Raw genomic sequence first — 24,633 nt, 5'->3', positions numbered from 1 at the left:
GGAGGCCGGTCCGCTGTTCCGCGCCGAGCAGGACCGCCAGGCGTTCGCCCGTCCCACGTCGCGCACCGGACTCGACCTGTACGGGCAGCTGCTGGCGCCGCTGCTGCCGCTGCCCGTCCGGTCGGCCGCCATGCCCGCCGCGTCCAGCAGCGCGGTGCCGACGATCAGGTCGGCGCCGCCGAACTCGGGGTCGTCGAGTGCGGTCCCGTCGTCGACGGCGAACAGCAGTCGCTGTTCGCCCTGCCGGTAGGCGGTGCCGACCGGCGGGCTCGCCGCATGGACCGCCAGCAGGGCCACGAGGTAGGGCAGTTCGGGGTCGCGGCGGCGGGCTTCGGCGAGCAGTCCGGAGAGCCGTCGCGGCGCGTCGTGTTCCAGGTCGAGGAGTTCGGTCGCGCTCGCCAGCTGCTCCTCGCTGAAGCGGCTGTCGTCGGGGGTGGCGATCAGGTCCGGTTCGGGCATGTGGGCGCCGAGGTGCTCGCGCTCCACGGGCGGGGTGAGCAGCATGTCCACCAGGTCGCCGACCCGCACGGACACGGGGGTGCGCAGGCCGGTGCCCCGGGCGAAGAAGGCGTCGGTGACCCGGCCGGCCGACCGGACGGGCAGCGGCAGCAGCGGCGCCAGCAGCTGCCCGTACAGGTCGAGTCCGGTGCGCGACGTGGGACGGGCGAACGCCTGGCGGTCCTGCTCGGCGCGGAACAGCGGACCGGCCTCCAGCAGCCGTGACTGGAGCTGGGTGTGGCGCCGGATGCAGTCCTTGACTATGTCGACGAGCTCGGCGGCGCGGCGCTTGTGCTCCGCCATCTTGGGATCCGTGCCGGCCTCGGCCTCGTCACGGGCCTTGCGGATGTTGGTGAGGATGGCGTTCTCGTGGCGGTAGCGGTCGGCGACGTGGTCCAGCGCCTCGGCGATCATGTCGGGCACGGTGTTCAGCCAGTCGACGGCGCGCACGTTGCGCCGGGTGGCCTCCAGGGTGCGGCGCAGGGTCTCCGAGTACTGCACGGTGCGGTAGCGGGCCTGCTCGGCGGCGAGCTGCGCGTCGGCGAGACGGCCGCGGCTGATGAGGATCTCCAGCTTCACCTCCGCCGCGATCTGCGCGCTGGTGACGTCGGTGTCCAGCGCCCCGACGAGCACGTTGACCGCTTCGTCGGTGGTCCGCAGGTAGACGCTGCCGCCGTAGCCGGGGACCTCCTCGATCAGCTTGAAGTCGTAGTCGCGGCGGGTGTAGACGCCGTCGGCACCGAAGGTGCCGTAGACGGCGCGGAATCCCCGGTCCACGCTGCCGACGTTGATCAGGTTCTCCAGGACCCAGCGGGCGACGCGCTCGTGCTCGGCCTGGGGACGGGCGGGGGCCTGGGCGGCGACGCGCGGCAGGAGCCTGGCCACTATCTGCTCGTGGTCCGCGCCCGTGTCGAAGTCCATGTTGAGCGTGACGAGGTCGATCGCGGCGAGCGCGACCTCGGCCATCGCGTAGACCGAGTACTCGCCCGCCAGATTGGCCTTGCGCACGTCGAGGTCGTGCAGCGGCGCGGTGCACGCGAGCGCGCGGAGCCGCCGCGCCAGCCCTTCGTCGGCTGCCGGACCCTGTGCGGGTCGCGGCCCGGCGCTGAGCTGGGGCGGAACGGAATCCGTGGGGGCGGGCGAAGTCACGGTGCACAGATTAGGTCCTCGCACCGACAACGGTCGAAACGGCGCAGAAGCGACCGCCCGGCTACGCTCCGTCCGCCTCGCCCCGCCCGGCCACCAGACCGGCGTACGTCCGCACCAGCTGGGCCCGGGAGTCGTCCAGGTACTCGGCGAGCAGGCGTTCGGCGGTGGTGCGCTCCCCCGCCCGGAGGGCGTCCAGGATGGCGCGGTTGCGGACGAGGTAGGGCTGGTGGAGCCCGCGGGGGTCGTCGACGACGTGGAAGGCGAGGCGGAGCTCGGCGAGGACGCCGCGCATCAGTTCGTCGGTGCGGGCGCTGCCGGCCAGGGCGACGAGTTCGCGGTGGAAGTGGATGTTCGCCGTGGAGACGCCCTTCCAGTCGCTGTCGCGCGCCGAGCGCTCGCCGTCGGCGACGGCGGCCTCGAGGCCGGTGAGCGGGTACGGCGGCTCGCCCAGTCCCTGGACGACGGCACGCTCGACGAGCTGCCGGGTGCGATAGATGTCCTCGACGTCCTGGACGGCGAGCATGCGCACGAAGACGCCGCGGTTGAGTTCGTGGACGAGCAGCCGTTCGTGGGTGAGCAGGCGGAACGCCTCGCGAAGGGTGTTGCGGGAGATGCCGAGGGCCCTGCCGATGGCGTCCTCGGACAGACGCTCGCCCGGGGGGAAGTAGCCGTCGGCGATGCGGGACCGCAGGATGTCGGCGACGCGTTCGGCCGTGCTCGTGCGCCCCAGCAGACCGCGGTCGTCCGCGAGTCCACCGCCGCCGTCCATGGGCTCCGTCGTCCCCACAACGCCCCTCTTTCCCGCCCCGGCGCCCGACCCGTCGGAGCGCACCGGCGCATCCGGCGCCAATCGTATAAGCCGGAACGACCCCGCACGCCCCTTGTCGGATCGTTGAACGATCCTCTACGTTGACGTCACTGCCCGCATCCGCCGGCGTACTCCACGCGCACGTCCCCCCTCCGCGAGGTGATGATGAGCACGACCCAGGCACCCCAGGTCCACGGTCGACAGCCCGACGACACCGGCACGTTCGGATGGCTCCGCGCCCTCGGCCCCCGCGGCCGCCGTGCCTTCGGCGGCGCGTTCGGCGGGTACGCCCTCGACTCGTACGACTACTTCACCCTGCCGCTGAGCATGGTGGCGATCTCGGCGTACTTCAGCCTCGACAACGGACAGACCGGACTTCTCACGACGGTCACCCTGGTCGTCTCGGCGATCGGCGGGGCGCTGGCGGGGATACTCGCCGACCGCATAGGCCGGGTGAAGGCCCTGATGATCACGGTGATCACCTACGCCGTGTTCACCGTGCTCTGCGGTTTCGCGCCCACCTACGAGACGCTGCTGGTCTTCCGCGCCCTGCAGGGCCTCGGATTCGGCGGCGAGTGGGCGGTGGGGGCCATCCTCGTCGCGGAGTACGCGTCGGCGAAGCACCGCGGGCGGACCCTCGGCGCGGTGCAGAGCGCGTGGGCCGCCGGCTGGGCGCTGGCCGTCGTCGTGTACACCCTGGTGTTCCACTTCCTCGACGCCGACACCGCCTGGCGCGTGATGTTCTGGACGGGCGCCCTGCCCGCGCTGCTCGTCGTCTACGTACGCCGCAACGTCAGCGACGCACCCCGGGCCGAGGAACTGCGCCGCACGAGCAGCGAGCGCGGTTCGTTCGCCGCCGTCTTCCGGGGGGACCTGCTGCGCGTCACGGTGTTCGCCACGCTGCTGTCGACCGGCGTCCAGGGCGGCTACTACACGCTCGCGACCTGGGTGCCGACCTATCTCAAGACCGAGCGCGGGCTCACCGTCGTCGGCACCGGGGGATATCTGGCGTTCCTGATATCCGGGGCCTTCATCGGCTACCTCACCGGCGGCTGGCTGACGGACCGCATCGGGAGGAAGAACAACATCGCGCTGTTCGCCGCGCTGTCCGCCGTGGGGATCCTCGCCTACACCAGCATCCCTTCCGGGGCGAACGGCCTGCTGCTCGTGCTCGGCTTCCCGCTCGGCTTCTGCATGTCGGCCATCTTCAGCGGCTTCGGGTCCTACCTCAGCGAGCTGTACCCGGCCGCGGTGCGGGGCACGGGCCAGGGCTTCACGTACAACAGCGGGCGGGCGGTCGGCGCCTTTCTGCCCACCCTGGTCGGATTCCTGTCCGACAGCTGGGGAATCGGCGGGGCCCTCGTCCTCGGCGCCGCGGGGTACGGACTCGCGGCGCTCGCCCTCACCGGGCTGCCGGAGACACGCGGCAAGGAGCTGGCGTGACCGCACCACACGACCTGACCGACGACAGGAGGATCCCATGACCGGGGTGTCCATCGACCTCAACGCCGACCTCGGCGAGGGCTTCGGCCGCTGGCGCCTGACCGACGACGAGCAGCTCCTCTCCGTCGTCACCAGCGCCAACGTGGCCTGCGGCTTCCACGCCGGCGACGCGGTCACCATGCGCAGGGTCTGCGAGCTGGCCGCGGCCCGGGGTGTGCGCATCGGTGCCCAGGTGTCGTACCGCGACCTGGCGGGCTTCGGCCGGCGTTCGATGGACGTGCCTCCCGACGAGCTGGCGGCCGAGGTCGCCTACCAGATAGGCGCGTTGGAGGTGTTCGCCCGTGCGGCGGGCTCCCGCGTCGCCTATGTGAAGCCGCACGGCGCGCTCTACAACCGGGTCGTCCACGACGAGGAGCAGGCGACGGCCGTCGTCGAGGGCGTGCTGCTGGCGGGCGGGCGGCTGCCCGTGCTCGGGCTGCCCGGGTCGACGCTGCACACCGCGGCGGAGAAGGAGGGGCTCCCCGTGGTCCCCGAGGCGTTCGCGGACCGCGCGTACACGGCCGAGGGCACCCTGGTGCCCCGCGCTCAGGAGGGCGCGGTGCTCAGCGATCCGGCGACCGTGGTCGAACGCTCGGTGAGCATGGCCCGGTTCGGCGTGGTCACCTCCCGGTGCGGACGGTCGGTCGGCGTCCGGGCGCGTTCGCTGTGTCTGCACGGTGACACCCCGGGGGCCGTGGCGCTGGCGGGCGAGGTCCGCGGCAGGCTGGAGCACTCCGGGATCCGTGTCGAGGCCTTCGCATGAGCGGTGCAGCGCCGGCCGGGGCGGTACGGGTGATGCCGGTGGGCGAGCACGCCCTTCTCGTCGAGCTGCCGGGCGAGTCCGAGACGGGGACCCTGCACGCGGAGCTGTTGCGGCGCCGTGCCGCGGGACTGCTGCCGCCGGTCCGCGAGATCGTGCCCGCCGCACGCACGGTGCTCCTGGACGGGCTGGACGACCCCGCCCGGCTGGCCGGGGAGCTGGCCCGCTGGGAGATACCCCGGCCCGACCCCCGGGCGGCGGGTTCGGTCGAGATACGCGTCCGCTACGACGGCCCGGATCTGGCGGAGGTCGCCGCCCTGTGGGGTGTCACGCCGCGAGAGGCCGCCGAGCGCCACGCGTCCGTCGCATACCGGGTAGCGTTCTGCGGCTTCGCCCCCGGGTTCGGCTATCTCACGGGCCTGCCGGAGAAGTTGGCGGTGCCGCGCAGGCCCACCCCGCGTACGGCCGTGCCCGCCGGTTCGGTCGCCGTCGCCGGTGCCTACACGGGGGTCTACCCGCGTTCGTCGCCCGGCGGCTGGCAGCTGATCGGCACGACGGACGCCGTGCTGTGGGATCCGTCCCGGGAGCCGGCGGCGCTCCTGGCCCCCGGGACCCTGGTCCGGTTCACCGCGGCGGAGGGCCGATGAGCGATGGGGCCTTCGCGGTCGTCCGTGCGGGCGCGCTGACCACGGTGCAGGACGGCGGGCGGGCCGGCCACGCCCATCTGGGCGTGCCGCGATCCGGCGCGCTGGACGCCCCGGCCGCCCGGCTCGTCAACCGTCTCGTGGGCAACGCCGACGACGCCGCCGTCCTGGAGACGACGCTCACCGGCTGTGCGGTGCGTCCGCGGCGCTCCGTCGTGGCGGCCGTGGGGGGCGCGCCCTGCCGGGTCACGGTCGACGGCCGCCCCGCGGCCTGGGGCGCCCCGCTCCGGGTGCCCGCGGGAGCGGTGCTGGAGGCGCATGCCGCGGCGCGCGGGGTGCGGTCCTATCTCGCGTTCGGCGGGGGCATCGCCGTCGAGCCGGTACTCGGCAGCCGCTCGACGGACCTGTTGTCGGGGCTCGGACCGGGGCCCCTGACCGACGGTGCCGTGCTGCCGCTCGGTCCCCGGCCGGCGTCCGGCGGGGGAGGCGGCGGTCCGGTCCCCTGGCCCGCGCCGCCGGACGAACTCCTGCTGCGCATCCGGCTCGGCCCGCGCGACGACTGGTTCACCCCCGCGGCGCTGCGCACGCTGGCGGCCGGCCGCTACCACGTGACCTCGTCGAGCAACCGCATCGGGCTGCGCACGGACGGGCCGCCGCTGGAGCGTGCCGTCCGCGGTGAACTGCTCAGCGAGGGCATGGTCTTGGGCGCGGTGCAGGTGCCGCCGGACGGCCGTCCCGTGGTCTTCCTGGCGGACCATCCGACGACCGGCGGCTACCCGGTCGTGGGTGTCGTGGCCGAGCCCGATCTCGCCGCCGCCGCGCAGGCCGTGCCCGGCACACCGGTCCGCTTCCTGCCGGTGCACCGGGCCGGGGGCCGGCAGGACCCGGGGCACACCGCCCGGGCCGGCCGGGGCTGACGGGGCCCGGGGGCGCGCAGGGCCCTGGGTCCGTGCCGGGCGGGACCGCGCCCGGCACGGGCGGGCCCGGGTCGCGCCGCCCCCGGGTCGCGCCGGGCCCGGGTCGCGCCGGGCCCTGGGTCCGTGCCGACCCCGGGTCGCGTCAGTCCTCCGGAGGGCCGTATCCGCCGCCGCCGGGGGTGCTGACGACGAGCACGTCTCCCTCCGCCACGTCGACCGTGTCGACGCCCTCCAGCGGCAGGGTGCTCCCGTCCGCCCGTTCGAGCCGGTTCACGCCGAGCGCCCCGGGGCCGCCACCCGCCATCCCGTACGGCGGCACCCGCCGGTGCCCCGTCAGCAGCGCGACCGTCATGGGCTCCAGGAAACGGATCCTGCGGACGACACCGTCGCCGCCCCGTCGGCGTCCGGCCCCGCCGCTGCCCTCCCGTACGGCAAAGGAGTCGACCCTCACCGGGTAACGCCATTCGAGGACCTCGGGGTCGGTGAGCCGCGAGTTGGTCATGTGGGTCTGGACGGCGTCCGCCCCGTCGAAGTCCTCACCGGCACCCGATCCGGACGCCACGGTCTCGTAGTACTGGAACCGCTCGTTGCCGAACGTCACGTTGTTCATCGTGCCCGAGCCCTCCGCCTGCACACCGAGGGCCGCGTACAGCGCGCCGGTGACGGCCTGCGAGGTCTCGACGTTCCCGGCGACGGTGGCCGCGGGGTGGGCGGGCGCCAGCATCGACCCCTCGGGCACCCGTACCTCCAGCGGTTCCAGACAGCCGCTGTTGAGGGGGATGTCCTCGCCGACCAGGGTGCGGAAGACGTACAGCACGGCCGCCGTCACCACCGAGGTGGGCGCGTTGGCGTTCCCGGGCTGCTGCGGCGACGTGCCGGCGAAGTCGATGACGGCGGTGCGCCGGCCGCGGTCCACGCGGACGGCGACCTGGATCACCGCGCCGCCGTCCGTCTCGTAGCGGTAGGCGCCGTCGTCGAGCCGGGCGACGATCCGGCGCACGGACTCGGCCGCGTTGTCCCGGACGTGGCGCATGTAGGCCTGGACGACCTCCGTGCCGAACTGGTCGGTCATCCGGCGGAGTTCGGCGATCCCCTTCTCGTTGGCGGCGATCTGCGCCCGCAGGTCGGCCAGGTTGGCGTCCGGGGCTCGCGACGGATACCGCGCCCCGGTGAGCAGGTCCCGGGTCTCCTCCTCGCGCAGGCGGCCGTCCCGGACGAGCAGCCAGTTGTCGAAGAGCACACCCTCCTCGTCGACCGTGCGGCTGAAGGCGGGCATCGAACCGGGCGTGATGCCGCCGATCTCGGCGTGATGGCCGCGGGACGCGACGAGGAACCGCAGTTCCTCCTCCTCGAACACCGGGGTGACGACCGTGACGTCGGGCAGGTGGGTGCCGCCGTGGTACGGATCGTTGACGGCGTACACATCACCGGGCCGCAGCTGTCCGGCGTTGCGGCGGAGCACCTCCTTGATGGACTCGCCCATCGAGCCGAGGTGGACGGGGATGTGGGGCGCGTTGGCGACGAGGTTGCCCCCGGCGTCGAAGAGGGCGCAGGAGAAGTCGAGCCGCTCCTTGATGTTGACGGAGTGGGCGGTGTTCTCCAGCCGCACGCCCATCTGTTCGGCGATCGCCATGAAGAGGCTGTTGAAGACCTCCAGCAGCACCGGGTCGACGTCCGTGCCGACGGCCACCCGGCCCGGACGCGGGGTCGCCCTGGTCAGCAGCAGATGGCCGGTCTCCCCCGCGGTGGCACGCCAGCCCGGGTCGACGACGGTCGTGGCGTCCGGTTCGGCGACGACGGCCGGCCCGGTCACCTCCTCGCCGCCGCGCAGGGCGGCGCGTTGCACGAGGGGGACGGCACGCGGGGCGCCGTCGACGGACATGCGCACCTCGGCGGCCGGGCCGGGCCCGCCGCCGGGATCCCCCGCCCCCGCGAGCACGTCGCCGTGCTCCCCCGCGCTGCCGGCCGCCTCGACCGTCACCGCCTCCACGACGACGGGCTTGTCCATGGTGAAGGCGTACCGGGTGCGGTGGGCGGCCGTGAAGGCGGCTTTCATGGCGGCCGCGGAGTCCAGCGCGACGGGCAGTCCGGCGTCCGTGCCGGCGTAGCGCAGCCGTACCCGGGCGCGGGTGGCGATCGCGGTGTCCGGCACGCCGTCGGCGCGCAGTTCGGCGCGGGTGCGGTCCGCGAGGGTGCCGCAGAGCGCGCGGACGTCGTCCGCCGTCCCGTCGTCCAGTTCGGCCTCGACGGACTGTTCGCGCATCGCGGTGGCGTCGGCGACGCCGATGCCGTAGGCCGACAGGACGCCCGCGAGCGGGGGCACGATCACGGTGCCGATGCCGAGGGCGTCCGCGACGGCGCAGGCGTGCTGGCCGCCGGCGCCGCCGAAGGAGGTCAGCGCGTAGCGGGTGACGTCGTGGCCGCGCTGGACCGAGATCTTCTTGACGGCGTTGGCCATGTTGAGGACGGCGATCTCCAGGAAGCCGGCCGCGACCTCTTCGGGGGTGCGGTCGGCCCCGGTCGCCCGGCCGACCTCGGCGACCAGGCGGGTGAAGCGTTCGCGTACGGTGCGGTCGTCGAGCGGCTGGTCCCCCCGGGGCCCGAAGACGGCCGGGAAGTGGTCCGGCTGGATCCGGCCCAGCATCACGTTGGCGTCGGTGACGGTGAGCGGCCCGCCCCGCCGGTAGCAGGCGGGCCCGGGGACGGCTCCGGCGGAGTCGGGGCCCACCCGGAAGCGGCGGCCGTCGAAGTGCAGCACCGATCCCCCGCCCGCGGCGACGGTGTGGATGCTCATCATGGGCGCGCGCATGCGGACGCCCGCGACCTGCGTGCCCTGTCCGCGCTCGAACTCGCCCGCGTAGTGGGAGACGTCGGTGGAGGTGCCGCCCATGTCGAAGCCGATGACCCGGTCGTGTCCGGCCAGTCCCGAGGTGCGCGCCATGCCGACCACGCCACCGGCCGGGCCGGAGAGCACGGCGTCCTTGCCCCGGAAGTGGCTCGCCTCGCGCAGCCCGCCGTTGGACTGCATGAACAGCACCCGGATCCCGCCGAGTTCGGACGCCACGTCGTCGACGTAGCGCCGCAGGACGGGCGAGAGGTAGGCGTCGACGACGGTGGTGTCGCCGCGGGGCACCAGCCGGATGAGCGGGCTGACCTCGTGCGAGCAGCTGACCTGCGTGAAGCCGAGCTCGGTCGCGAGGGCGGCGAGGCGGCGCTCGTGATCGGCGTGGCGGTAGCCGTGCATCAGGACGACGGCCGCCGAGGTGATGCCGTCGGCGCGCACGGCGGCGAGGTGTTCCCGGGCGGCGTCGAGGTCGAGGGGGGTGACGGTGCGTCCGTGGGCGTCGACGCGCTCGCGGACCTCGACGACACGGTCGTAGACCGCCTCGGGGAGCAGGATCCGGCGGTCGAAGAGGTGCGGGCGGTTCTGGTACGCGATGCGCAGTGCGTCGCGGAAGCCCTCGGTGATCACGAGCACGGTCGGCTCGCCGCGCCTCTCCAGCAGGGCGTTGGTGGCGACGGTGGTGCCCATGCGGACGGCCGCGACCCGGTCGGCCGGCACGGGAGCGCCGTCCGGGGTGCCCAGCAGGGTGCGGATGCCGGCGACCGCGGCGTCGCGGTACCGCCCGGGGTCGTCGGAGAGCAGCTTGCGGGTCACCAGGCGGCCGTCGGGCCGTCTGCCCACGATGTCGGTGAAGGTGCCGCCCCGGTCGATCCAGAACTCCCAGCGCCCGCTCATGCCCTCCATTCTCGCGCCGGCGACGGTGCCGGGCCCTGCGCAGGCGGTCAGCGGCGGCAGGCGCGGGGCCGGCGGGGCGAGCAGCGCGGCCCGGCCGCGCCATGCCCCGCCGGCGGATCCCCGGCGCCCCCGGCGGGCGAGTCGCCGAGCGCCGCGAACCGGGGCGCCGCACCGGGCACCGCCCTCCCCCGCGGCACCCGGTCGGCGGCGGTCACGGCCGGCCCTGGCGCAAGCGGAGCGCTTCGCCGGTGGGCAGTGCCTCGTGGGCGGCGAGGAACGCGGTCACCGAGGCGGGCCAGTCGAAGAGTTCGGCGCGTGCCCGGGCCGCCGCGCGGCGGCCCGCCTCGGGGCGGGCGAGCAGTTCGCAGACGGCGTCCGCGAAGTCCGCGCCGGTGTCGGCGGCCACGGCGCCCGCGCCGCCGACGACCTCGGGCAGTGCCGACGACGCGCTGGCCACCACCGGTGTGCCGCAGGCGAGCGCCTCCAGGGCGGACAGGCCGAAGGTCTCCGCGGGGCCGGGCGCCAGGCAGACGTCCGCAACGGCCTGGAGGCCCGCCAGCGCCCCCCGGTCGGCGACGTGCCCCAGGAAGGCGACGGGCAGCCGATGGGCCCCTGCCCGGCGTTCGAGGGACGTCCGGAGCGGACCGTCCCCCGCGACGGCCAAGCGCGCGGGCACGCCGCGCGCCCGCAGTGCGGCCAGCGCGTCGAGCGCGGTGCCCGGCCGTTTCTCCACCGACAGCCGGGAGCACAGCAGCAGGAGCACCTCGCCGGGCGCGGCGTACCCGGCGCGCACCGCGGGGTCGTACCGGGCCGGTGTGCAGCGCTCCAGGTCGACTCCGAGGGGCGCGCGCACCACGTTGCGGGCGCCGATGCGGACGAATTCGCGCTCGGCCCACTCGGTGGTGCACACGATCCTGGTGTATGCCCAGGCGCTGCGCCGGTTGAGCCGGTCGGCCGCCCGGGCGGCGGCCGGCCCCGGCACCCCCCAGGTGCGCAGCACCCCGTCGGCGGTCTCGTGCGAGACCATCACGGCCGGGATGCGCTGCCGCCGCGCCCACGCGCCGGTCCAGCGCAGTGTGGTCCGGTCGGAGACCTCCATCCGGTCGGGGGCGAGGTCCGTCAGCAGGGCGCGCAGGCGGCGCCGGCCGGCCAGCACCCGGTAGCCGCCGGTTCCGGCGAGGCGCGGTCCGGTCAGGGTGATGACCCGGCCCTGCGGGGTGTGCCGGTCGGAGTCCCGGGCGCCGGGGACGACGAGCACCGGCTCGTGCCCGGCGGCGAGGTAGCCGCGGCCGAGCCGGTCGAGCGCGGTGCGCAGTCCGCCGGACGAGGGGGTGACGAAGTTGGCCAGGCGCACGATCCGCAGCCCGCTCATGCCGCCACCGCCGTGCGGGAGCCGAGCACCTCTGCGTAGTGGCCGGTCAGCCGGTCGCAGACGGCAGCCCAGGTGCGGCCCTCGACGGCGGCCCGCCCGGCGAGCGCGAAGGCGGCCCGGCGTGCGGGGTCGGCGGCCAGCGCCGTGACGGCGTCGCGTACCGCGGCTGCGCTGCGGGGGGTGACGAGCAGTCCGGTGCGGCCGTGGGCGACGAGGTCGAGCGGGCCGCCGGCCGCCGGGGCGATCACGGGCACTCCGGAGGCCATGGCCTCCTGCACGGTCTGGCAGAAGGTCTCGTAGGGGCCGGTGTGGGCGAAGACGTCGAGCGAGGCGAAGATCCGGGCGAGGTCGTCGCCGGTGCGGCGTCCGAGGAACACGGCGCCGGGCAGCGCGGAGCGCAGGGCGGGCTCGCTGGGGCCGTCGCCGACGACGACCACCCGCACGCCGGGGATGCCGCAGGCGCCGGCGAGGAGGTCGACGCGCTTCTCGGGTGCGAGGCGGCCGACGTAGCCGACGAGGAGTTCGCCGTGCGGGGCGATCTCGCGGCGCAGGCGCTCGTCGCGCCGTGCGGGACGGAAGCGCTCGGTGTCCACGCCCCGCGGCCAGAGCCGGACCCGTTCGACGCCGTGGTCCTCCAGGTCGCGCAGCGCCGCGGTGGACGGGGCGAGCGTGCGGTCCGCGGCGCCGTGCACCGCCGTGAGCCGCCGCCAGGCGGCCCCCTCACCGGCACCGACGTAGGTGCGGGCGTAGCCGGCCAGGTCCGTCTGGTAGACGGCGACGGCGGGCAGCCCGAGCCGGGTCGCGGCGGCCATGCCGCGGACCCCGAGGACGAAGGGGCCGGCGAGGTGGACGATGTCGGCCCGGTGGGCGGCGATGGCCGTGGCGACGCGGCGGCTGGGCAGCGCGACTCTCACCTGCGGGTATCCGGGCAGGGGCAGCGAGGGGACGCGGACCACGGGGCAGGGCGCCGCGGTGTCCGCGTCGTCCGCCCCGGCGGCGGCCGGGGCGATGACGAGCGGCTCGTGACCGCCGGCGGCGAGGTGCCGGGCGGTCTGCAGGGCGCAGTGCGCCACTCCGTTGACGTCGGGGGGAAAGGACTCGGTGACGATGACGACACGCATACCCGTGTTGTCGTCGGGCCCGGAGTGGACGAGCCCACGTGGATCTTTCCGCCCGTGGAACGTCCCATGAGCGTTGTGTGCCCCGGCCGCCGGGGCGGCCGGGGGTCCGTCACACGGCGGGCATGTCGGGCCCGATCCTGCTGCGCACGGCGGTCTGCACCTCCGCCTCCTCGGCGGGGTCGGCGGCGAGCCTGCGCAGCCTCTCGGCGACGCGGACGTCTCCGGTCTCGGCGTGCAGGGCGGCGACCTCGCGGGTCGTCTCCTCGCAGTCCCAGAGGCATTCGACGGCGAAGCCGGTGGCGAAGGAGGGATCGGTGGCGGCGAGTGCGGCGGCGGCCCGGCCGCGGAGACGGGAGGAGGTCGTCTCGCGGTAGACGTGCCGCAGCACGGGGGCGGCGCAGGTGATGCCGAGCCGGCCGGCGCCGTCGACGAGGGTCCACAGCTCGGGTGCGTCGGGACCTTCGCCGCGGACGGTCTCCCGGAGCGCTCCGAGCACGAGGTGCGCGTCCTTGGCGGTGCCCTTGCAGGCGAGGACGCCGGCGGCGGAGGCGCCGAGCGCGTCGGGACGGTGCACCCAGCCCCGGGCCCGGTCGACGGCCTCGTCCCCGCACATCCGCTCGAACGCGGAGACGGCGGCGTCGGCGACGACCCGTGAGCCGTCGGCGACGGCCGCCTCGACGAGGTCGAGGACGAAGGGATCCTGGCTGTCGGCGAGGTAGTGCAGGGCGGCGCACCGGGCGCCGTCGGTGCCGTGGCGGGCGGCGTCCACGATCTCGGCCCGGTCCTCGGGACCGGCGACGGCGGCCAGGCAGCGTGCTGCCGGGACGTGGCGGGCGCTGCCGCGCTCGAGTCCGTCGTCCGCCCAGTCGAAGACCGCCTGGACGCTCCAGCCGGGCCGGGGGCCGCTGGGGCGCATCTGGCGCTGCCAGCGGTCGAAGGATCCCGCCTCGCGGGCGGACCTGACCCGGGCGCCCACGAAGGGGCGGGGGTCCTCCTCCCACAGCCGCCAGGGCCGGGGTTCGAAGGCGTCACGGACGGCGGCGGCGAGTTCGGCGTCGCCCTCCGGGGTCGCCGGGAAGCGGGCGAGCACCGGCTCGGCGAGGGACCGCAGGCCGGCGTCGTCGTCGCGCAGGGCGAGTTCGTCGAGCGCCCACTCCCAGTTCGCTCCGCTCGCGGCGTACCGCCGCAGCAGGGCGAGGGCGTCGCCCCTGCCGTAGGAGGCCAGGTGGCCGAGGACGGCGAGGGCGAGACCGGTGCGGGTCTCGTCGGTCTCGACGAGGTCGACGCCGTCGGTCAGGTGCCGCTCGATGCCGCCGAGCGAGCCGTGGAGGTCCAGGTACAGGCGTGCGTAGTAGAGGGAGCGGTTCTCGACCTGCCAGTCGTGGCGGGGGTCGTTGACCACGCAGTGGTCGAGGGCCGCCAGCGCGTCCGCGCGGGGGGCGGCCAGGGCGTGCAGGGTGCCGTCGCCACGGCCCCTCTGCAGCAGGCCGAGCAGCGTACCGCTCGGCGCTATGACTGGATCGAACATGGGGAGAGCCTCACATCAAGCTGTCGACGCGACCGGGGACTGACAATGCCTAGGCCACGCAGCAGCATGTCGGTCCGCCCGTCGTACGACGCGTCTTCTGCTCGGTGTGAATCATCTTCTCTGCCTCTCTTCGGTGCCCCAGGGGAATTCCCGGATGATGAGGTCCGGGGCAGGGCTGTCGTCATGATGACCGACGCATTTCGCCACCGCGACCACATTTAAGGCGTCCCCGCCGGCGAGTGGCCGGGGGATCACCGGGCGTGGCCGGGGGCGGCTGCCGGGTGGCCGCCCGGCAGCGGGGGCCGGCCGGGCCGGAGGGCGGCGGCGGCCGGTCAGCGGCCGTCGAACAGTTCCAGGAGGTCGGCCTTCCCGAACATGCGCGCGGTGTCGGCGGCGGAGGGGGTGCCCGCCTGCGGGTCGGCGCCGCCGTCGAGGAGGACGCGGATGACGGCGTCCTCCCCCTTGAACACGGCTCCGGCGAGCGGCGTCTGACCGCGGTCGTTGGCGCGGTCGGCCGCGGCGCCGCGGGCGAGCAGCGCCTCCACCGTGGCCGCGTGGCCGTGGTAGGCGGCGAGCATCACCAGGGTGTCGCCCTTGTCGTTGGTGAGGTCGGCGGGGACGCCCGCGTCGAGATAGGCGGCGAGCGTCTCGGTCTCGCCGCGGCGCGCCAGGTCGAAGACCTTGGTCGCGAGTTCGATCACCTCGGAGTCCGGGACCTCGCTCATCGGACGGACCGCCTTTCACCACGTTGACCTGGGTCGCACGGCGGGAGCGGCCGTACGAGTGAACCGACAGGGTACTGCCCGGGCGCCGGCGCCCCGGGCGACGCCGTCGCGGGCCCGGCCGGCGACGGACGAACTGTGCCGCCCCGGTGCGCGGGGCGCCCGTCGGCCGGGGATCAGTCGCCACCCATTCGAGTGAAACAGGGCGAAATTCACCCATTCGCACCTTTTGTCGTATAGATACTTTCCGTAAGGATGGAAGAACTCATGGTGAATGTCCCCTCACCCAGGAGAACCTCATGATCCTGTCCATGTCAGGCGTCGTGCTGCTCGGCATCATCGTCTTCCTCTTCTTCCGGAAAGACGGGCTCAAGGCGTCGCACGCGTTCGTCTCCGCGCTCTTCGGCTTCTTCCTCGCGGGCACCGCGATCGCGCCGAGCATCACGGCGGGCACCACGAGCCTCGCCGGGCTGCTGGGCGGGATCAAGTTCTGACCCCCGTACGACCGACGAGCACGTCAGGAGACAGATGTGGCCCGGCGACCACTCCCCCGCATTCTGACCAGCGGCAGCGCACAGCTCGCCCGTAGCCGGGAGCTGGCGCGCACGGCCGCCGACAGCGCCACGGATGTCCTCCATCCGCTGATCACGGTCGGCCGTGGTCTGCGGAAACTGGCCGCCATGGCCCGCACCAAGTGGGCCGCCACACCGAAGGAACGGCGAGGTCCCGGCCTGTTCTCCGTGGCGGCCTGCGTCCTGGTGGTCGCGCTCATCCCGTACGGGCCCCTGATCGCCCTGATCACGGTGATGGCCGCGGCCGCCTGGGCGGGCCGCGTCAAGGCACCGGTGCGCACCGGCCCCGCGGACGCGGAAATCGCCCGTCTCAGTGCCCTGTACGAAGCCCTGGTGCCGTACTTCTCGGCCGAGGGCGACCCGGCTCCGCTGTTCGCCCACGGCGGCGAGTGGAGCAGGGCCTTCAGCGCCTACGAGTTCGACGAGGACGGCCGCCTCACCCGGTTGCGGGTGAGCTACCCGGCCTACTTCACCGACTCCGAGGCCGCGTCCCGCGAGCGGATCGAGCGTCTGCTGCACGCGAAGTCCGGGCGCGGGCGCGAATACCGCTTCAGCTGGGACGAGGAGGGCAACCAGCTGCTGATGAGCGTGCTGCCCGCCCTGTCCACCGCCATCGCGGCACAGCCCTTCGTCACCTCGCCCGGGGAGACGGTGCTGGGGTTCACCGACCCCGAGTCCGTCCAGCGCACCGTCCCGGTCACCGCGTCGGACGGTACGGAGCAGGCACCCCCCGTCGTCTGGCGCACCGGCCCCCGTTCCACCGAGCCGCATCTGCTGGTCCTCGGGGACCCGGGCAGCGGCACCACGACCCTGCTGCGTTCCCTCGCCCTCCAGGCCCTGCGCCACGGAGACGTCCTGATCATCGAGGGCGGCGGCACCGGCGAGTTCGCCTGTTTCACCGGCCGGGCGGGTGTGCTCGGCGTGGAGTGCGACCCGGCCGGGGCGCTGTCGGGCCTGGAGTGGGCGGCCCAGGAGACGGAGCGCCGTCTGATCGCCGCCAACCGCGCCCGGCAGGCGGGTCAGCCCGTTCCCGACGACACCCGGCGTCCGCTGTGGATCCTCGTGGACCGCCCCGGCGCCCTCGGGCACCTCGCGGCGGCGGACGGCCACATGGACCCCCAGGAACTCCTCCGGGTGCCGCTGCGGCACGGCAGGGCCGCCCAGGTCACCGTCGTCGTCGCGGAGCAGTTCGACGGCGCCGGCGCCCTCACCGAGACCGTGCACACCCACACACGGGCCCGGGTCGTGCTGGGCCCCGTCCCCTTCGACCAGGTGGAGGCCGTGCTGGGCGCCGCACCGTGCACCACCCCGGCCGACGCCGTCCCGCCCGGCCGCGGATACGCCCGGCTCGGCACGGGCGAGGTGCTGAGGATCCAGGTCCCGGCCACCCCCGACCCGTACGACGACACCACCGCGGAGGCGCACCGGCAGGCGGTGCTCGACCTGCTGCCCTCCCGCGACGGAGAACGCGACGGAGCACACGGCGGCGCGAGCGGGACCGGGGGCGAGGTCGCCCAGGAGGGTCCGCCCGTGCTCACCAAGGCGGCCGCCGCGGTCCCCGCCGAGGGCTGACCGGCACCGCCCCGGCCGGGTCCCGCACCGTGCGGGACCCGGCCCTCGTGCGTCAGGCCACGAACGTCCGGGGCGACTCGGCTCCGGCCGGGGCGCCCGTGCGCACCAGCCGCGCCGCTGCCGCCAGCCGCACGGCGGCCTCGTCGGCGACGGGCCCGCCCACGGTGAACGGCAGCCGGACGTACCCCTCGAACGCCCCGTCGACCCCGAACCGGGGACCCGACGGCACCCGGACGCCCACCCGCTCCCCCACCTCGGCGAGCCGGGAGCCGGAGAGCCCGCCGGTGCGGACCCAGAGCGTCAGGCCCCCCTGCGGCACGTCGAACTCCCAGTCGGGCAGCTCCCTGCGCACCGCGGCGACGAGGGCGTCGCGGTTCTCCCGGGCCTGCTCGCGCCGGATGGCGACGGCGCTGTCCCAGCCGCCGGTACGCATCAGCCAGTTGACGCCCAGCTGTTCCAGTACGGGGGTGCCGAGGTCCGCGTAGGCGCGGGCGGCGACGAGGGACCTGATCACGTCGGGCGCGGCGCGCACCCATCCGATCCGCATCCCGGCCCAGAACGCCTTGCTCGCCGAGCCGACGGTGAGCACGGTGGAGCCGGCCGGGTCGAAGCCGCAGACGGGGCGCGGCATGACGACGTCCGGGTCGAGGTGGAGCTCGGACATGGTCTCGTCGACGACGAGGACGGTCCCGGCGGACCGCGCGGCCTCGACCAGGGCCCGGCGCTGGTCGTCGTCGGCGAGCGCGCCGGTCGGATTATGGAAGTCGGCGACCACATAGGCGAGCCGGGGCGCGGCGTCGCGCAGCACCTGGCGCCAGCGGCCCATGTCCCAGCCGCTGAGCCCGGCGGCCATCGCCACCGGCACCAGCCGGGCCCCCGCCTCCCGCATCAGCTGGAGGATGTTGGCGTAGGACGGCGACTCGACGGCGATGCGCTCGCCCCGGCCGGCGAAGAGGTGGCAGATGGCGTCGATGGCGCCCATGGCCCCGGTGGTGACCATGATCTGCTCCGGCATGGTGGGGATGCCGCGCTCGGTGTAGCGGTCGGCGAGCATCTGCCGCAGGGCGGGCAGGCCCGCCGGGTAGTCGCCGTGGGTGTGGGCGTACGGAGGCAGTTCCTCCAGAGCTCCCTGGAAGCCCTGGGTCAGCCAGGGCTCGGGGGCCGGGAGGGCCGCGCAGCCGAGGTCGATCATGGAGCCGAGCGACTCGGGCGGGAGCGGTTCGAGGCCGCGGGCGGGCAGCGGATTGCCGGCGGGGACGGCCGTCCAGCTGCCCGCTCCCCGCCGGGACTCCAGAAAGCCCTCGGAACGCAGCGCCTCGTAGGCGGCGGCGACGGTGGTCCGGCTGACGGACAGCGACAGGGCCAGTTCGCGCTCCGCCGGGAGGCGGGCGGCCACGGGGACCCGTCCTTCGAGCACCAGCAGGCGGATGCCGTCGGCCAGGGCGCGGTAGGCGGGCGGGCGGCGGGTGCCGGGGCCTGCGGGGCGCTGCTGCTGGGCGCTGAGCTGACGGGCGAGCTGGGCCGCTCCCACCGCCGAGGTCCACTGCGACATGGAAGTCAGTCCACCTTCCTCGAATTGGCCATGGTTGCGACTCTTTCCATAGCCACAGAGTGGCATGCGTCGGTCCACTACCACCAGGGGGGTCCCCGTGCCCAGGCATCTCACCCGCAGACTGATCCAGCTCTATGCCGGCCTCGCGCTCTACGGCGTCAGCTCGGCGCTCCTGGTGCGCGCCGGGCTCGGCCTGGAGCCGTGGGGTGTGCTGCACCAGGGGCTCGCGGAGCGGACCGGGATGTCCATCGGCGTCGTGTCCATCGTCGTCGGCGCGGTGGTGCTGCTGCTGTGGATCCCGATCCGGCAGCGGCCCGGACTCGGCACGGTGTCCAACGTCTTCGTGGTGGGGCTGGCCATGGACGCGACGCTCGCCCTCGTCCCCGGTGTCCACGCGCTCGCGGTGCGCGTCCCGCTGCTCCTCGCCGGTGTGGTGCTGAACGGCGTGGCCACCGGCCTGTACATCTCGGCCCGCTTCGGCCCCGGCCCCCGGGACGGCCTGATGACCGGTCTCCACCGGCTGACGGGCCGGTCGATCCGCGTGGTGCGCACCGGGCTGGAGATCGCGGTCGTGGCCAGTGGATTCCTGCTCGGCGGCTCGGTCGGCGCGGGCACCGTGCTGTACGCGCTCGCCATCGGCCCGCTGGCGCAGTTCTTCCTGCGGGTGTTCGCCGTCCCCGGGCCGGAGACGGGCAGCACCGTGGTCGCCGGCGCTTCACCCCGGCAGGCCATACTGCGACCGTGATCCGAATACGCCACCCCTATCTCGACCACCCCTCGACGCTCGCCTTCGCCCACCGCGGCGGGGCCGCCGACGGGATCGAGAACACCGCGGCAGCGTTCCGGCGGGCCGCGGACGCCGGCTACCGCTACTTCGAGACCGACGTCCACACCACCCGTGACGGCCGGCTCGTGGCGTTCCACGACGCGACGCTGGACCGGGTCACGGACACCGGCGGCAGGATCGCCGCGCTCCCGTGGAGCGAGGTCCGGCGGGCACGAGTGGCGGGGCGGGAGCCGCTGCCGCTCTTCGAGGAGTTGCTGGAGGAGTTCCCGGACGCCCGCTGGAACGTGGACGTCAAGGCGGCGTCGGCACTGGAACCGCTCGTCGCGCTCGTCCGCCGGACCGGCTCCTGGGACCGCGTGTGCGTCGGGTCGTTCTCCGAACGCCGGGTGGCCCGCGCGGTCCGGCTCGCCGGACCGCGGCTGGCCACCTCCTACGGCGTCCGGGGCGTGCTGGGGCTGCGTCTGTCGTCGCTGGGCCTCCCGGCGCCGCTGCGTCGCGGCGCGGTGTGCGTGCAGGTCCCGGAGAAGGAGAACGGCATCCGCGTGGTGGACCGGCGGTTCGTCCGCGCGGCGCACGCCCGCGGGCTCCAGGTGCATGTGTGGACGGTCAACGACGCCGAGGGAATGGACAGGCTCCTGGATCTTGGCGTGGACGGCATCATGACCGATCATCTGGAGACGTTGCGCACCGTACTGACCGACCGGGGCCTGTGGGTCTGATCGTCCGGACGCGCCTGGGCACGGGACGATCGAGGGGGCGCGGATGACGGCGGAGACGGCCGGACACGAGGCGGGCACAGAGGACCGGGGCGAGCGGCGCCGGGAGCAGCGCGGCTGGTACTTCTACGACTTCGCGTGCTCGGTGTACTCGACGAGCGTGCTGACCGTGTTCCTCGGTCCGTATCTGACCTCCATAGCGAAGGCCGCGGCGGACGCCGACGGCTTCGTGCACCCCCTCGGCATACCCGTGCGCGCCGGGTCGGTCTTCCCCTACGCGGTGTCCGTCTCGGTGGTGCTCGCCATCTTCGTGATGCCGCTCGCGGGTGCGGCGGCGGACCGGACGGGACGCAAGAAGCCGCTCCTGGCGGCCGCCGCGTACACCGGGGCGACCGCCACGACCGCCATGTTCTTCCTCGACGGCCACCGCTATCTGCTCGGCGCGCTGCTGCTGATCGTGGCCAATGCCTCGCTCGCGGTGTCGATGGTCCTCTACAACGCCTACCTGCCGCAGATCTCCGAGCCCGACGAGCGGGACGCCGTCTCGTCGCGGGGGTGGGCCTTCGGCTACACCTCCGGCGCGCTGGTGCTGGTGCTGAATCTGATCGTGTACTCGGGGCACGAGTCGTTCGGTCTCTCCGAGGGCGACGCGGTCCGGATCTGCCTGGCGTCGGCGGGACTGTGGTGGGGCGCCTGGAGCATCGTGCCGCTGCGCCGGCTGCGGGACCGCCGGGTGTCGCCCGCCGGGGAGGGGGCCGTCGGATCGGGCTGGCGCCAGCTGATCGCCACCCTCAAGGACATGCGCCGCCATCCGCTCACCCTGTCGTTCCTGCTGGCGTACCTCGTCTACAACGACGGGATCCAGACCGTCATCTCCCAGGCGTCCGTCTACGGCTCGGAGGAACTCGGCCTCGACCAGACCACGCTGATCGTCGCGGTGCTGCTGGTGCAGGTGCTGGCGGTGGCCGGCGCCCTCGGCATGGGACGGCTGGCCAGGACCTACGGCGCCAAGCGCACGATCCTCGGCTCGCTCGGCGTGTGGACGGGGATCCTGGCAGCCGGGTACTTCCTGCCGGCCGGCGCGCCGGTGTGGTTCTTCTGCCTCGCGGCGGGCATCGGCCTGGTGCTGGGCGGCAGCCAGGCGCTCTCCCGCTCGCTCTTCTCCCATCTGGTGCCGCGCGGCAAGGAGGCCGAGTACTTCTCCGCGTACGAGATGAGCGACCGGGGACTGAGCTGGCTGGGGCCACTGGTGTTCGGTCTCGCCTATCAGGTGACCGGAAGCTACCGGGATGCCATCATCTCTCTGGTGATCTTCTTCGTGCTGGGGTTCGCGCTGCTGGCGCGGGTGCCGGTACGGCGCGCGGTGGCCGCCGCGGGCAACCCGCTGCCGGAGCGTATTTAGACAGCGGATGTGAAAGGCCGGTAGTGTACGCCTTTGGCCTGCCAGGCGGACCGTTACTGCGTGCTCAATGAGGAAAGACGCTGGGTGACATCTGCTTTCAGATGTGACAAACCGGGCACTGGTGGGTAGAACAAGGGGCGGCACGACGGGCGACGCATGACCCGCAACGGGAATCTTTACCGCCGACCGGACGTTGACCGGATGACGACGACAGCGACACCTGTCCTGTGGGCGACAAGCCCGGGAGGCACGATTCATGAGTGAGCGAGCTCTTCGCGGCACGCGCCTCGTGGTGACCAGCTACGAGACCGACCGCGGCATCGATCTGGCCCCGCGCCAGGCGGTGGAGTACGCATGCGAGAAGGGGCATCGTTTCGAGATGCCGTTCTCGGTCGAGGCGGAGATTCCGCCGGAGTGGGAGTGCAAGGTCTGCGGAAGCCAGGCACTCCTCGTTGACGGGGACGGCCCCGAGGAGAAGAAGGGCAAGCCTGCGCGTACGCACTGGGACATGCTCATGGAGCGGCGTACGCGTGAGGAGCTGGAAGAGGTGCTGGCCGAGAGGCTGGCGGTCCTCAGGTCCGGCGCGATGAACATCGCCGTGCATCCGCGCGACAGCCGCAAGTCCGCCTAGGCGGACGAGCGCGACAGGCACGTACAGACGGAGCCGCGGGCTGTGACACACCGATCGGTGTCGCACAGCCCGCGGCTCCGTTTCCGCTGTCCGGGGACGCGCCGTCGGGGGCACGGGCCGGAGGGCGCGCCTTCCGCCGTCGGCCGGCCCGCCGAGGGCGCCGACCGCTGCTCCGGGCCACGCCGTCCGGCATCGGCCCGCCCGGAGCAGTGCCCCGGGCGGGCGCTCAGCGCGTGAGCGGCGGCCTGGGGGGCTCGTCCGCGGGCGGGTCGTCGCGCACGATCACCTCGCCCTGGACGACCTTGCCGTCCGGGCGGCGCATCCGCGCCTGCTGGAAGACTCCGCCGAGGGTCTCCGTGGACGCCGCGTTCATCCGGCGCTCCAGGGAGCGCTCGACCGAGCGGCCGATACGGGTGCGCACCGGCGGAAGCAGCAGGAGCAGACCGGGGATGTCGGAGACCAGCCCCGGCAGCATCAGCAGCAGACCGCCGAGCATCAGCAGACCGTTGCCCTCCCCGCGCGACGGCGGGGCCGCGCCGGGACCGAACGGCTCCGCGCCCGGGGCCGTCCGACCCGCCTGACTCTGCCGCTGGAGCGTCTCGGTGAGCTGGGTGAACGCCCGGCGGCCCGCCCGCTTGATCACCACGGCCCCCAGCACGATCCCCGCCACCAGCAGGGCGAAGACGGTGAAGCCGCCTGCCGCGCCCGCCACGAGCGTCAGCAGCCAGATCTCCAGGACCAGCCAGGCGGCGATGGCGAGGGGGATGAGCGTGCGGGCGCGTGAGCGCCCGCGGGCGGTCGGGGTGGGTGCACCGGTCGTCATGCCACCAGTGTGCCTGGGCGGCCGCCGGGGTGGCGTAAGGAGGGGATCAGTGGCCCGGGGGCTTGCGGCCGAGGAGCCGCCCCGCGCGGCTGCCGACGCCCCAGGCGGTGACCCGCCACAGCGCCTCGACCACGATGTCCCGGTTCATCTTGGAGTCGCCGTGCTCGCGCTCGACGAAGGTGATCGGCACCTCGACGACGTGGAAGCCCGCCCCGACCGCGCGGCGGGCCAGATCGACCTGGAAGCAGTAGCCCTGCGAGGCGACCTCCGTGAGGCCGAGGCCCTGGAGCGTCTCGGCCCGGAAGGCCCGGAATCCGCCGGTGACGTCGCGGATGGGGACGCCGAGGAGCATCCGGGAGTACGTGCTGCCGCCGCGGGAGAGCATCTCGCGGTGCCTGGGCCAGTTGACCACCCGGCCGCCGGGCACCCAGCGGGAGCCGAGGACGAGGTCCGCGCCCTTGAGCGCGGTGAGCAGCCGGGGCAGCTCCTCGGGCTGGTGGGAGCCGTCGGCGTCCATCTCGACGAGCACGCCGTAGCCGCGCTCGATGCCCCAGGCGAAGCCGGCCAGGTAGGCGGCGCCGAGGCCCTCCTTGCCCTTGCGGTGCAGGACGTGCACCTGCTCGTCGGCGGCGGCCAGTTCGTCGGCGAACTTGCCCGTGCCGTCGGGGCTGTTGTCGTCGGCGACGAGGACGTCCGCGTCGGGCACGGCCGCGCGCACCCGCGAGACGATGGCGGTGATGTTCTCGGCCTCGTTGTAGGTGGGGATGATCACCAATGCCCTGCCGAGCGGGCCGTACCGCCTCCCCTGGGCTCCACCCTGGGGAACCGCACCACCGTCGTTCACTGCTGCCCCTTAAAGTCCGTACGCAGGTCCCCACCATAGCGAGCGCTCGGAGCGCTGCGGATGGAGGCGGCGGATCACGGGGCGTACGCCGGGGGAACTGCGGATCGGGCCCGGCGTCCTTCGGGCCGACCTGGGGCCCGCTGGCTGCGGGTCGACCGAGAGCCGTTGTCTACTGAACGCCGGGCCCCACCCGGGTCGCACCTGCCGGCCGGCTGAAACCTTCCCTCTGCCTCCGAGGCGCTGGCGCTGGACCTGGCTCCCAGTGGTGGTGCGCCGGTGCGGCACACCACCCCATGACCCAGTGGCGTTCGGCGGCTGCGTGGACGGTGCCGGTCGGACGTCCTGTGGTGGACCCGGCCGAACCTACCGGCCGGTGGGCGCTCGCTGTCAACAGTCGTTCCACCAGCGGGAATCAGTCGAACCAGCAGGTCAGAGGGGAAGATCCGCAGGTCGAGGCCGAAGGGTGCGGGCCCCGGCGGACGGGACGGATTGTCCGTACGTCACCCGTTCGGTCCCTCGTAGACGGTGTGACCGGCGACCACCGTCCGCAGACAGCGGGGCAGTTCCCCGCCCGGCGTCAGGTCGGGCAGACCCGGCGTTCCCGACCGCGGGTCGGTGGACCAGCGGGCGACGCGGTCGTCCGGCGCCTGGACGACGAGCGCGCCGGTCCGCCAGACCGCGTAGTCCGCCGGTGCGCCGGGGACCAGCACCCCGGCGTCGTCGCGGCCCACGGCCCGCCAGCCGCCGCGGGTGTGGGCGGTGAAGGCGGCACGGACCGAGACGCGGTGCCCGGGCGTGCGGTGGAAGGCGGCCGCGCGGACGGTCCCCCACGGATCGAGGGGGGTGACCGGGCTGTCGGAGCCGAAGGCCAGGGGCACCCCGGCGCGCAGCAGCGCGGCGTACGGGTTGAGGGTGCGGGCGCGGGCGGCGCCGAGGCGCTGGGCGTACATGCCGTCCTCGCCGCCCCACGCGGCGTCGAAGGCGGGCTGGACCG

21 protein-coding genes are annotated in these 24,633 nt (G+C 74.2%); 10 read left to right on the top strand and 11 right to left on the bottom strand.

Annotation, left to right across the window (positions count from 1 at the left end):
* Positions 1 to 1,647, bottom strand: a 1,647-nt coding sequence (locus EAO77_RS26890) for a hypothetical protein (RefSeq protein ID WP_261994147.1), incomplete at its 3' end; no start/stop codon positions are given.
* Between the two features lie 61 nt (positions 1,648 to 1,708).
* Positions 1,709 to 2,416 carry a GntR family transcriptional regulator gene (locus tag EAO77_RS26885; protein WP_187283431.1) on the bottom strand — a complete coding sequence of 236 codons (708 nt, stop codon included), beginning with the start codon at positions 2,414 to 2,416 and terminating at the stop codon, positions 1,709 to 1,711.
* Between the two features lie 204 nt (positions 2,417 to 2,620).
* Here EAO77_RS26885 and EAO77_RS26880 point away from each other — a divergent pair, with 204 nt between their 5' ends.
* From EAO77_RS26880 to EAO77_RS26865, 4 genes are read left to right on the top strand one after another with little or no spacing between them, the layout of a single operon-like run.
* Entirely contained in the window at positions 2,621 to 3,898 is a 1,278-nt protein-coding gene (locus tag EAO77_RS26880) for an MFS transporter (RefSeq protein WP_147990840.1), read from the top strand.
* Positions 3,899 to 3,935: 37 nt separating this feature from the next.
* Entirely contained in the window at positions 3,936 to 4,700 is a 765-nt protein-coding gene (locus EAO77_RS26875; RefSeq protein WP_147990839.1) for a LamB/YcsF family protein, read from the top strand.
* Positions 4,697 to 5,344 (top strand): 5-oxoprolinase subunit B family protein, encoded by a 648-nt coding sequence (locus tag EAO77_RS26870; RefSeq protein ID WP_147990838.1) that lies wholly within the window; start codon positions 4,697 to 4,699, stop codon positions 5,342 to 5,344. The genes EAO77_RS26875 and EAO77_RS26870 overlap by 4 nt, the downstream gene beginning before the upstream one ends.
* On the top strand, positions 5,341 to 6,258 hold the full coding sequence (locus EAO77_RS26865; protein WP_147990837.1) for a biotin-dependent carboxyltransferase family protein: 918 nt from the start codon (positions 5,341 to 5,343) through the stop codon (positions 6,256 to 6,258). Before EAO77_RS26870 ends, EAO77_RS26865 begins: the two co-directional genes overlap by 4 nt.
* 142 nt (positions 6,259 to 6,400) lie before the next feature.
* Here EAO77_RS26865 and EAO77_RS26860 read toward each other — a convergent pair whose 3' ends face one another.
* The 5 genes from EAO77_RS26860 to EAO77_RS26840 all read right to left on the bottom strand — a co-directional run bounded on the left by EAO77_RS26860 (position 6,401) and on the right by EAO77_RS26840 (position 14,743).
* Positions 6,401 to 9,997: a hydantoinase B/oxoprolinase family protein gene (locus EAO77_RS26860; RefSeq protein ID WP_147990836.1), complete on the bottom strand. Its 3,597-nt coding sequence runs from the start codon at positions 9,995 to 9,997 to the stop codon at positions 6,401 to 6,403.
* A gap of 211 nt (positions 9,998 to 10,208) precedes the next feature.
* A complete protein-coding gene (locus EAO77_RS26855; RefSeq protein ID WP_147990835.1) occupies positions 10,209 to 11,369 on the bottom strand; it encodes a glycosyltransferase in 1,161 nt (386 codons plus the stop codon).
* Positions 11,366 to 12,490 carry a glycosyltransferase family 4 protein gene (locus EAO77_RS26850; protein WP_147990834.1) on the bottom strand — a complete coding sequence of 375 codons (1,125 nt, stop codon included), beginning with the start codon at positions 12,488 to 12,490 and terminating at the stop codon, positions 11,366 to 11,368. Before EAO77_RS26850 ends, EAO77_RS26855 begins: the two co-directional genes overlap by 4 nt.
* Before the next feature lie 109 nt (positions 12,491 to 12,599).
* A complete protein-coding gene (locus EAO77_RS26845) occupies positions 12,600 to 14,018 on the bottom strand; it encodes a HEAT repeat domain-containing protein (protein ID WP_147990833.1) in 1,419 nt (472 codons plus the stop codon).
* Between the two features lie 332 nt (positions 14,019 to 14,350).
* Positions 14,351 to 14,743 carry an ankyrin repeat domain-containing protein gene (locus EAO77_RS26840; RefSeq protein WP_147990832.1) on the bottom strand — a complete coding sequence of 131 codons (393 nt, stop codon included), beginning with the start codon at positions 14,741 to 14,743 and terminating at the stop codon, positions 14,351 to 14,353.
* A gap of 296 nt (positions 14,744 to 15,039) precedes the next feature.
* Here EAO77_RS26840 and EAO77_RS26835 point away from each other — a divergent pair, with 296 nt between their 5' ends.
* A complete protein-coding gene (locus EAO77_RS26835) occupies positions 15,040 to 15,234 on the top strand; it encodes a hypothetical protein (protein WP_147990831.1) in 195 nt (64 codons plus the stop codon).
* A gap of 36 nt (positions 15,235 to 15,270) precedes the next feature.
* Complete coding sequence (locus tag EAO77_RS26830; RefSeq protein ID WP_147990830.1) at positions 15,271 to 16,884, top strand: hypothetical protein; 1,614 nt, start codon at positions 15,271 to 15,273, stop codon at positions 16,882 to 16,884.
* 52 nt (positions 16,885 to 16,936) lie between these two features.
* Here the strand turns inward: EAO77_RS26830 and EAO77_RS26825 are convergent, their stop codons facing one another.
* The gene (locus EAO77_RS26825; protein WP_147990829.1) at positions 16,937 to 18,436 is read right to left on the bottom strand and encodes a PLP-dependent aminotransferase family protein; all 1,500 of its coding nucleotides are present in this window, start codon (positions 18,434 to 18,436) and stop codon (positions 16,937 to 16,939) included.
* Between the two features lie 64 nt (positions 18,437 to 18,500).
* Between EAO77_RS26825 and EAO77_RS26820 the strand changes: the two genes are divergently transcribed.
* From EAO77_RS26820 to EAO77_RS26805, 4 genes are all read left to right on the top strand, one after another.
* Positions 18,501 to 19,181, top strand: a complete 681-nt coding sequence (locus EAO77_RS26820; RefSeq protein ID WP_147990828.1) for a YczE/YyaS/YitT family protein — start codon at positions 18,501 to 18,503, stop codon at positions 19,179 to 19,181.
* Positions 19,178 to 19,942, top strand: coding sequence for a glycerophosphodiester phosphodiesterase family protein (locus EAO77_RS26815; RefSeq protein WP_147990827.1), 765 nt, complete (start codon positions 19,178 to 19,180; stop codon positions 19,940 to 19,942). Before EAO77_RS26820 ends, EAO77_RS26815 begins: the two co-directional genes overlap by 4 nt.
* Before the next feature lie 43 nt (positions 19,943 to 19,985).
* A complete protein-coding gene (locus EAO77_RS26810; RefSeq protein ID WP_147990826.1) occupies positions 19,986 to 21,341 on the top strand; it encodes an MFS transporter in 1,356 nt (451 codons plus the stop codon).
* Between the two features lie 256 nt (positions 21,342 to 21,597).
* Positions 21,598 to 21,972 (top strand): RNA polymerase-binding protein RbpA, encoded by a 375-nt coding sequence (locus EAO77_RS26805; protein WP_026278069.1) that lies wholly within the window; start codon positions 21,598 to 21,600, stop codon positions 21,970 to 21,972.
* A 226-nt stretch (positions 21,973 to 22,198) separates the two neighbouring features.
* Here EAO77_RS26805 and fxsA read toward each other — a convergent pair whose 3' ends face one another.
* From fxsA to EAO77_RS26790, 3 genes are all read right to left on the bottom strand, one after another.
* Entirely contained in the window at positions 22,199 to 22,795 is a 597-nt protein-coding gene (gene fxsA / locus EAO77_RS26800) for an FxsA family membrane protein (protein ID WP_147990825.1), read from the bottom strand.
* Between the two features lie 46 nt (positions 22,796 to 22,841).
* Positions 22,842 to 23,639: a polyprenol monophosphomannose synthase gene (locus tag EAO77_RS26795; RefSeq protein WP_147990824.1), complete on the bottom strand. Its 798-nt coding sequence runs from the start codon at positions 23,637 to 23,639 to the stop codon at positions 22,842 to 22,844.
* Between the two features lie 500 nt (positions 23,640 to 24,139).
* Positions 24,140 to 24,633: amidohydrolase family protein (locus EAO77_RS26790; protein WP_147991047.1), on the bottom strand; the 494-nt coding region annotated here is incomplete at its 5' end.

The sequence above is a fragment of the Streptomyces sp. T39 genome (assembly GCF_008042045.1).
In the GTDB taxonomy this organism is placed as follows: domain Bacteria; phylum Actinomycetota; class Actinomycetes; order Streptomycetales; family Streptomycetaceae; genus Streptomyces.
This window is presented reverse-complemented; position numbering and strand designations above follow the sequence as displayed.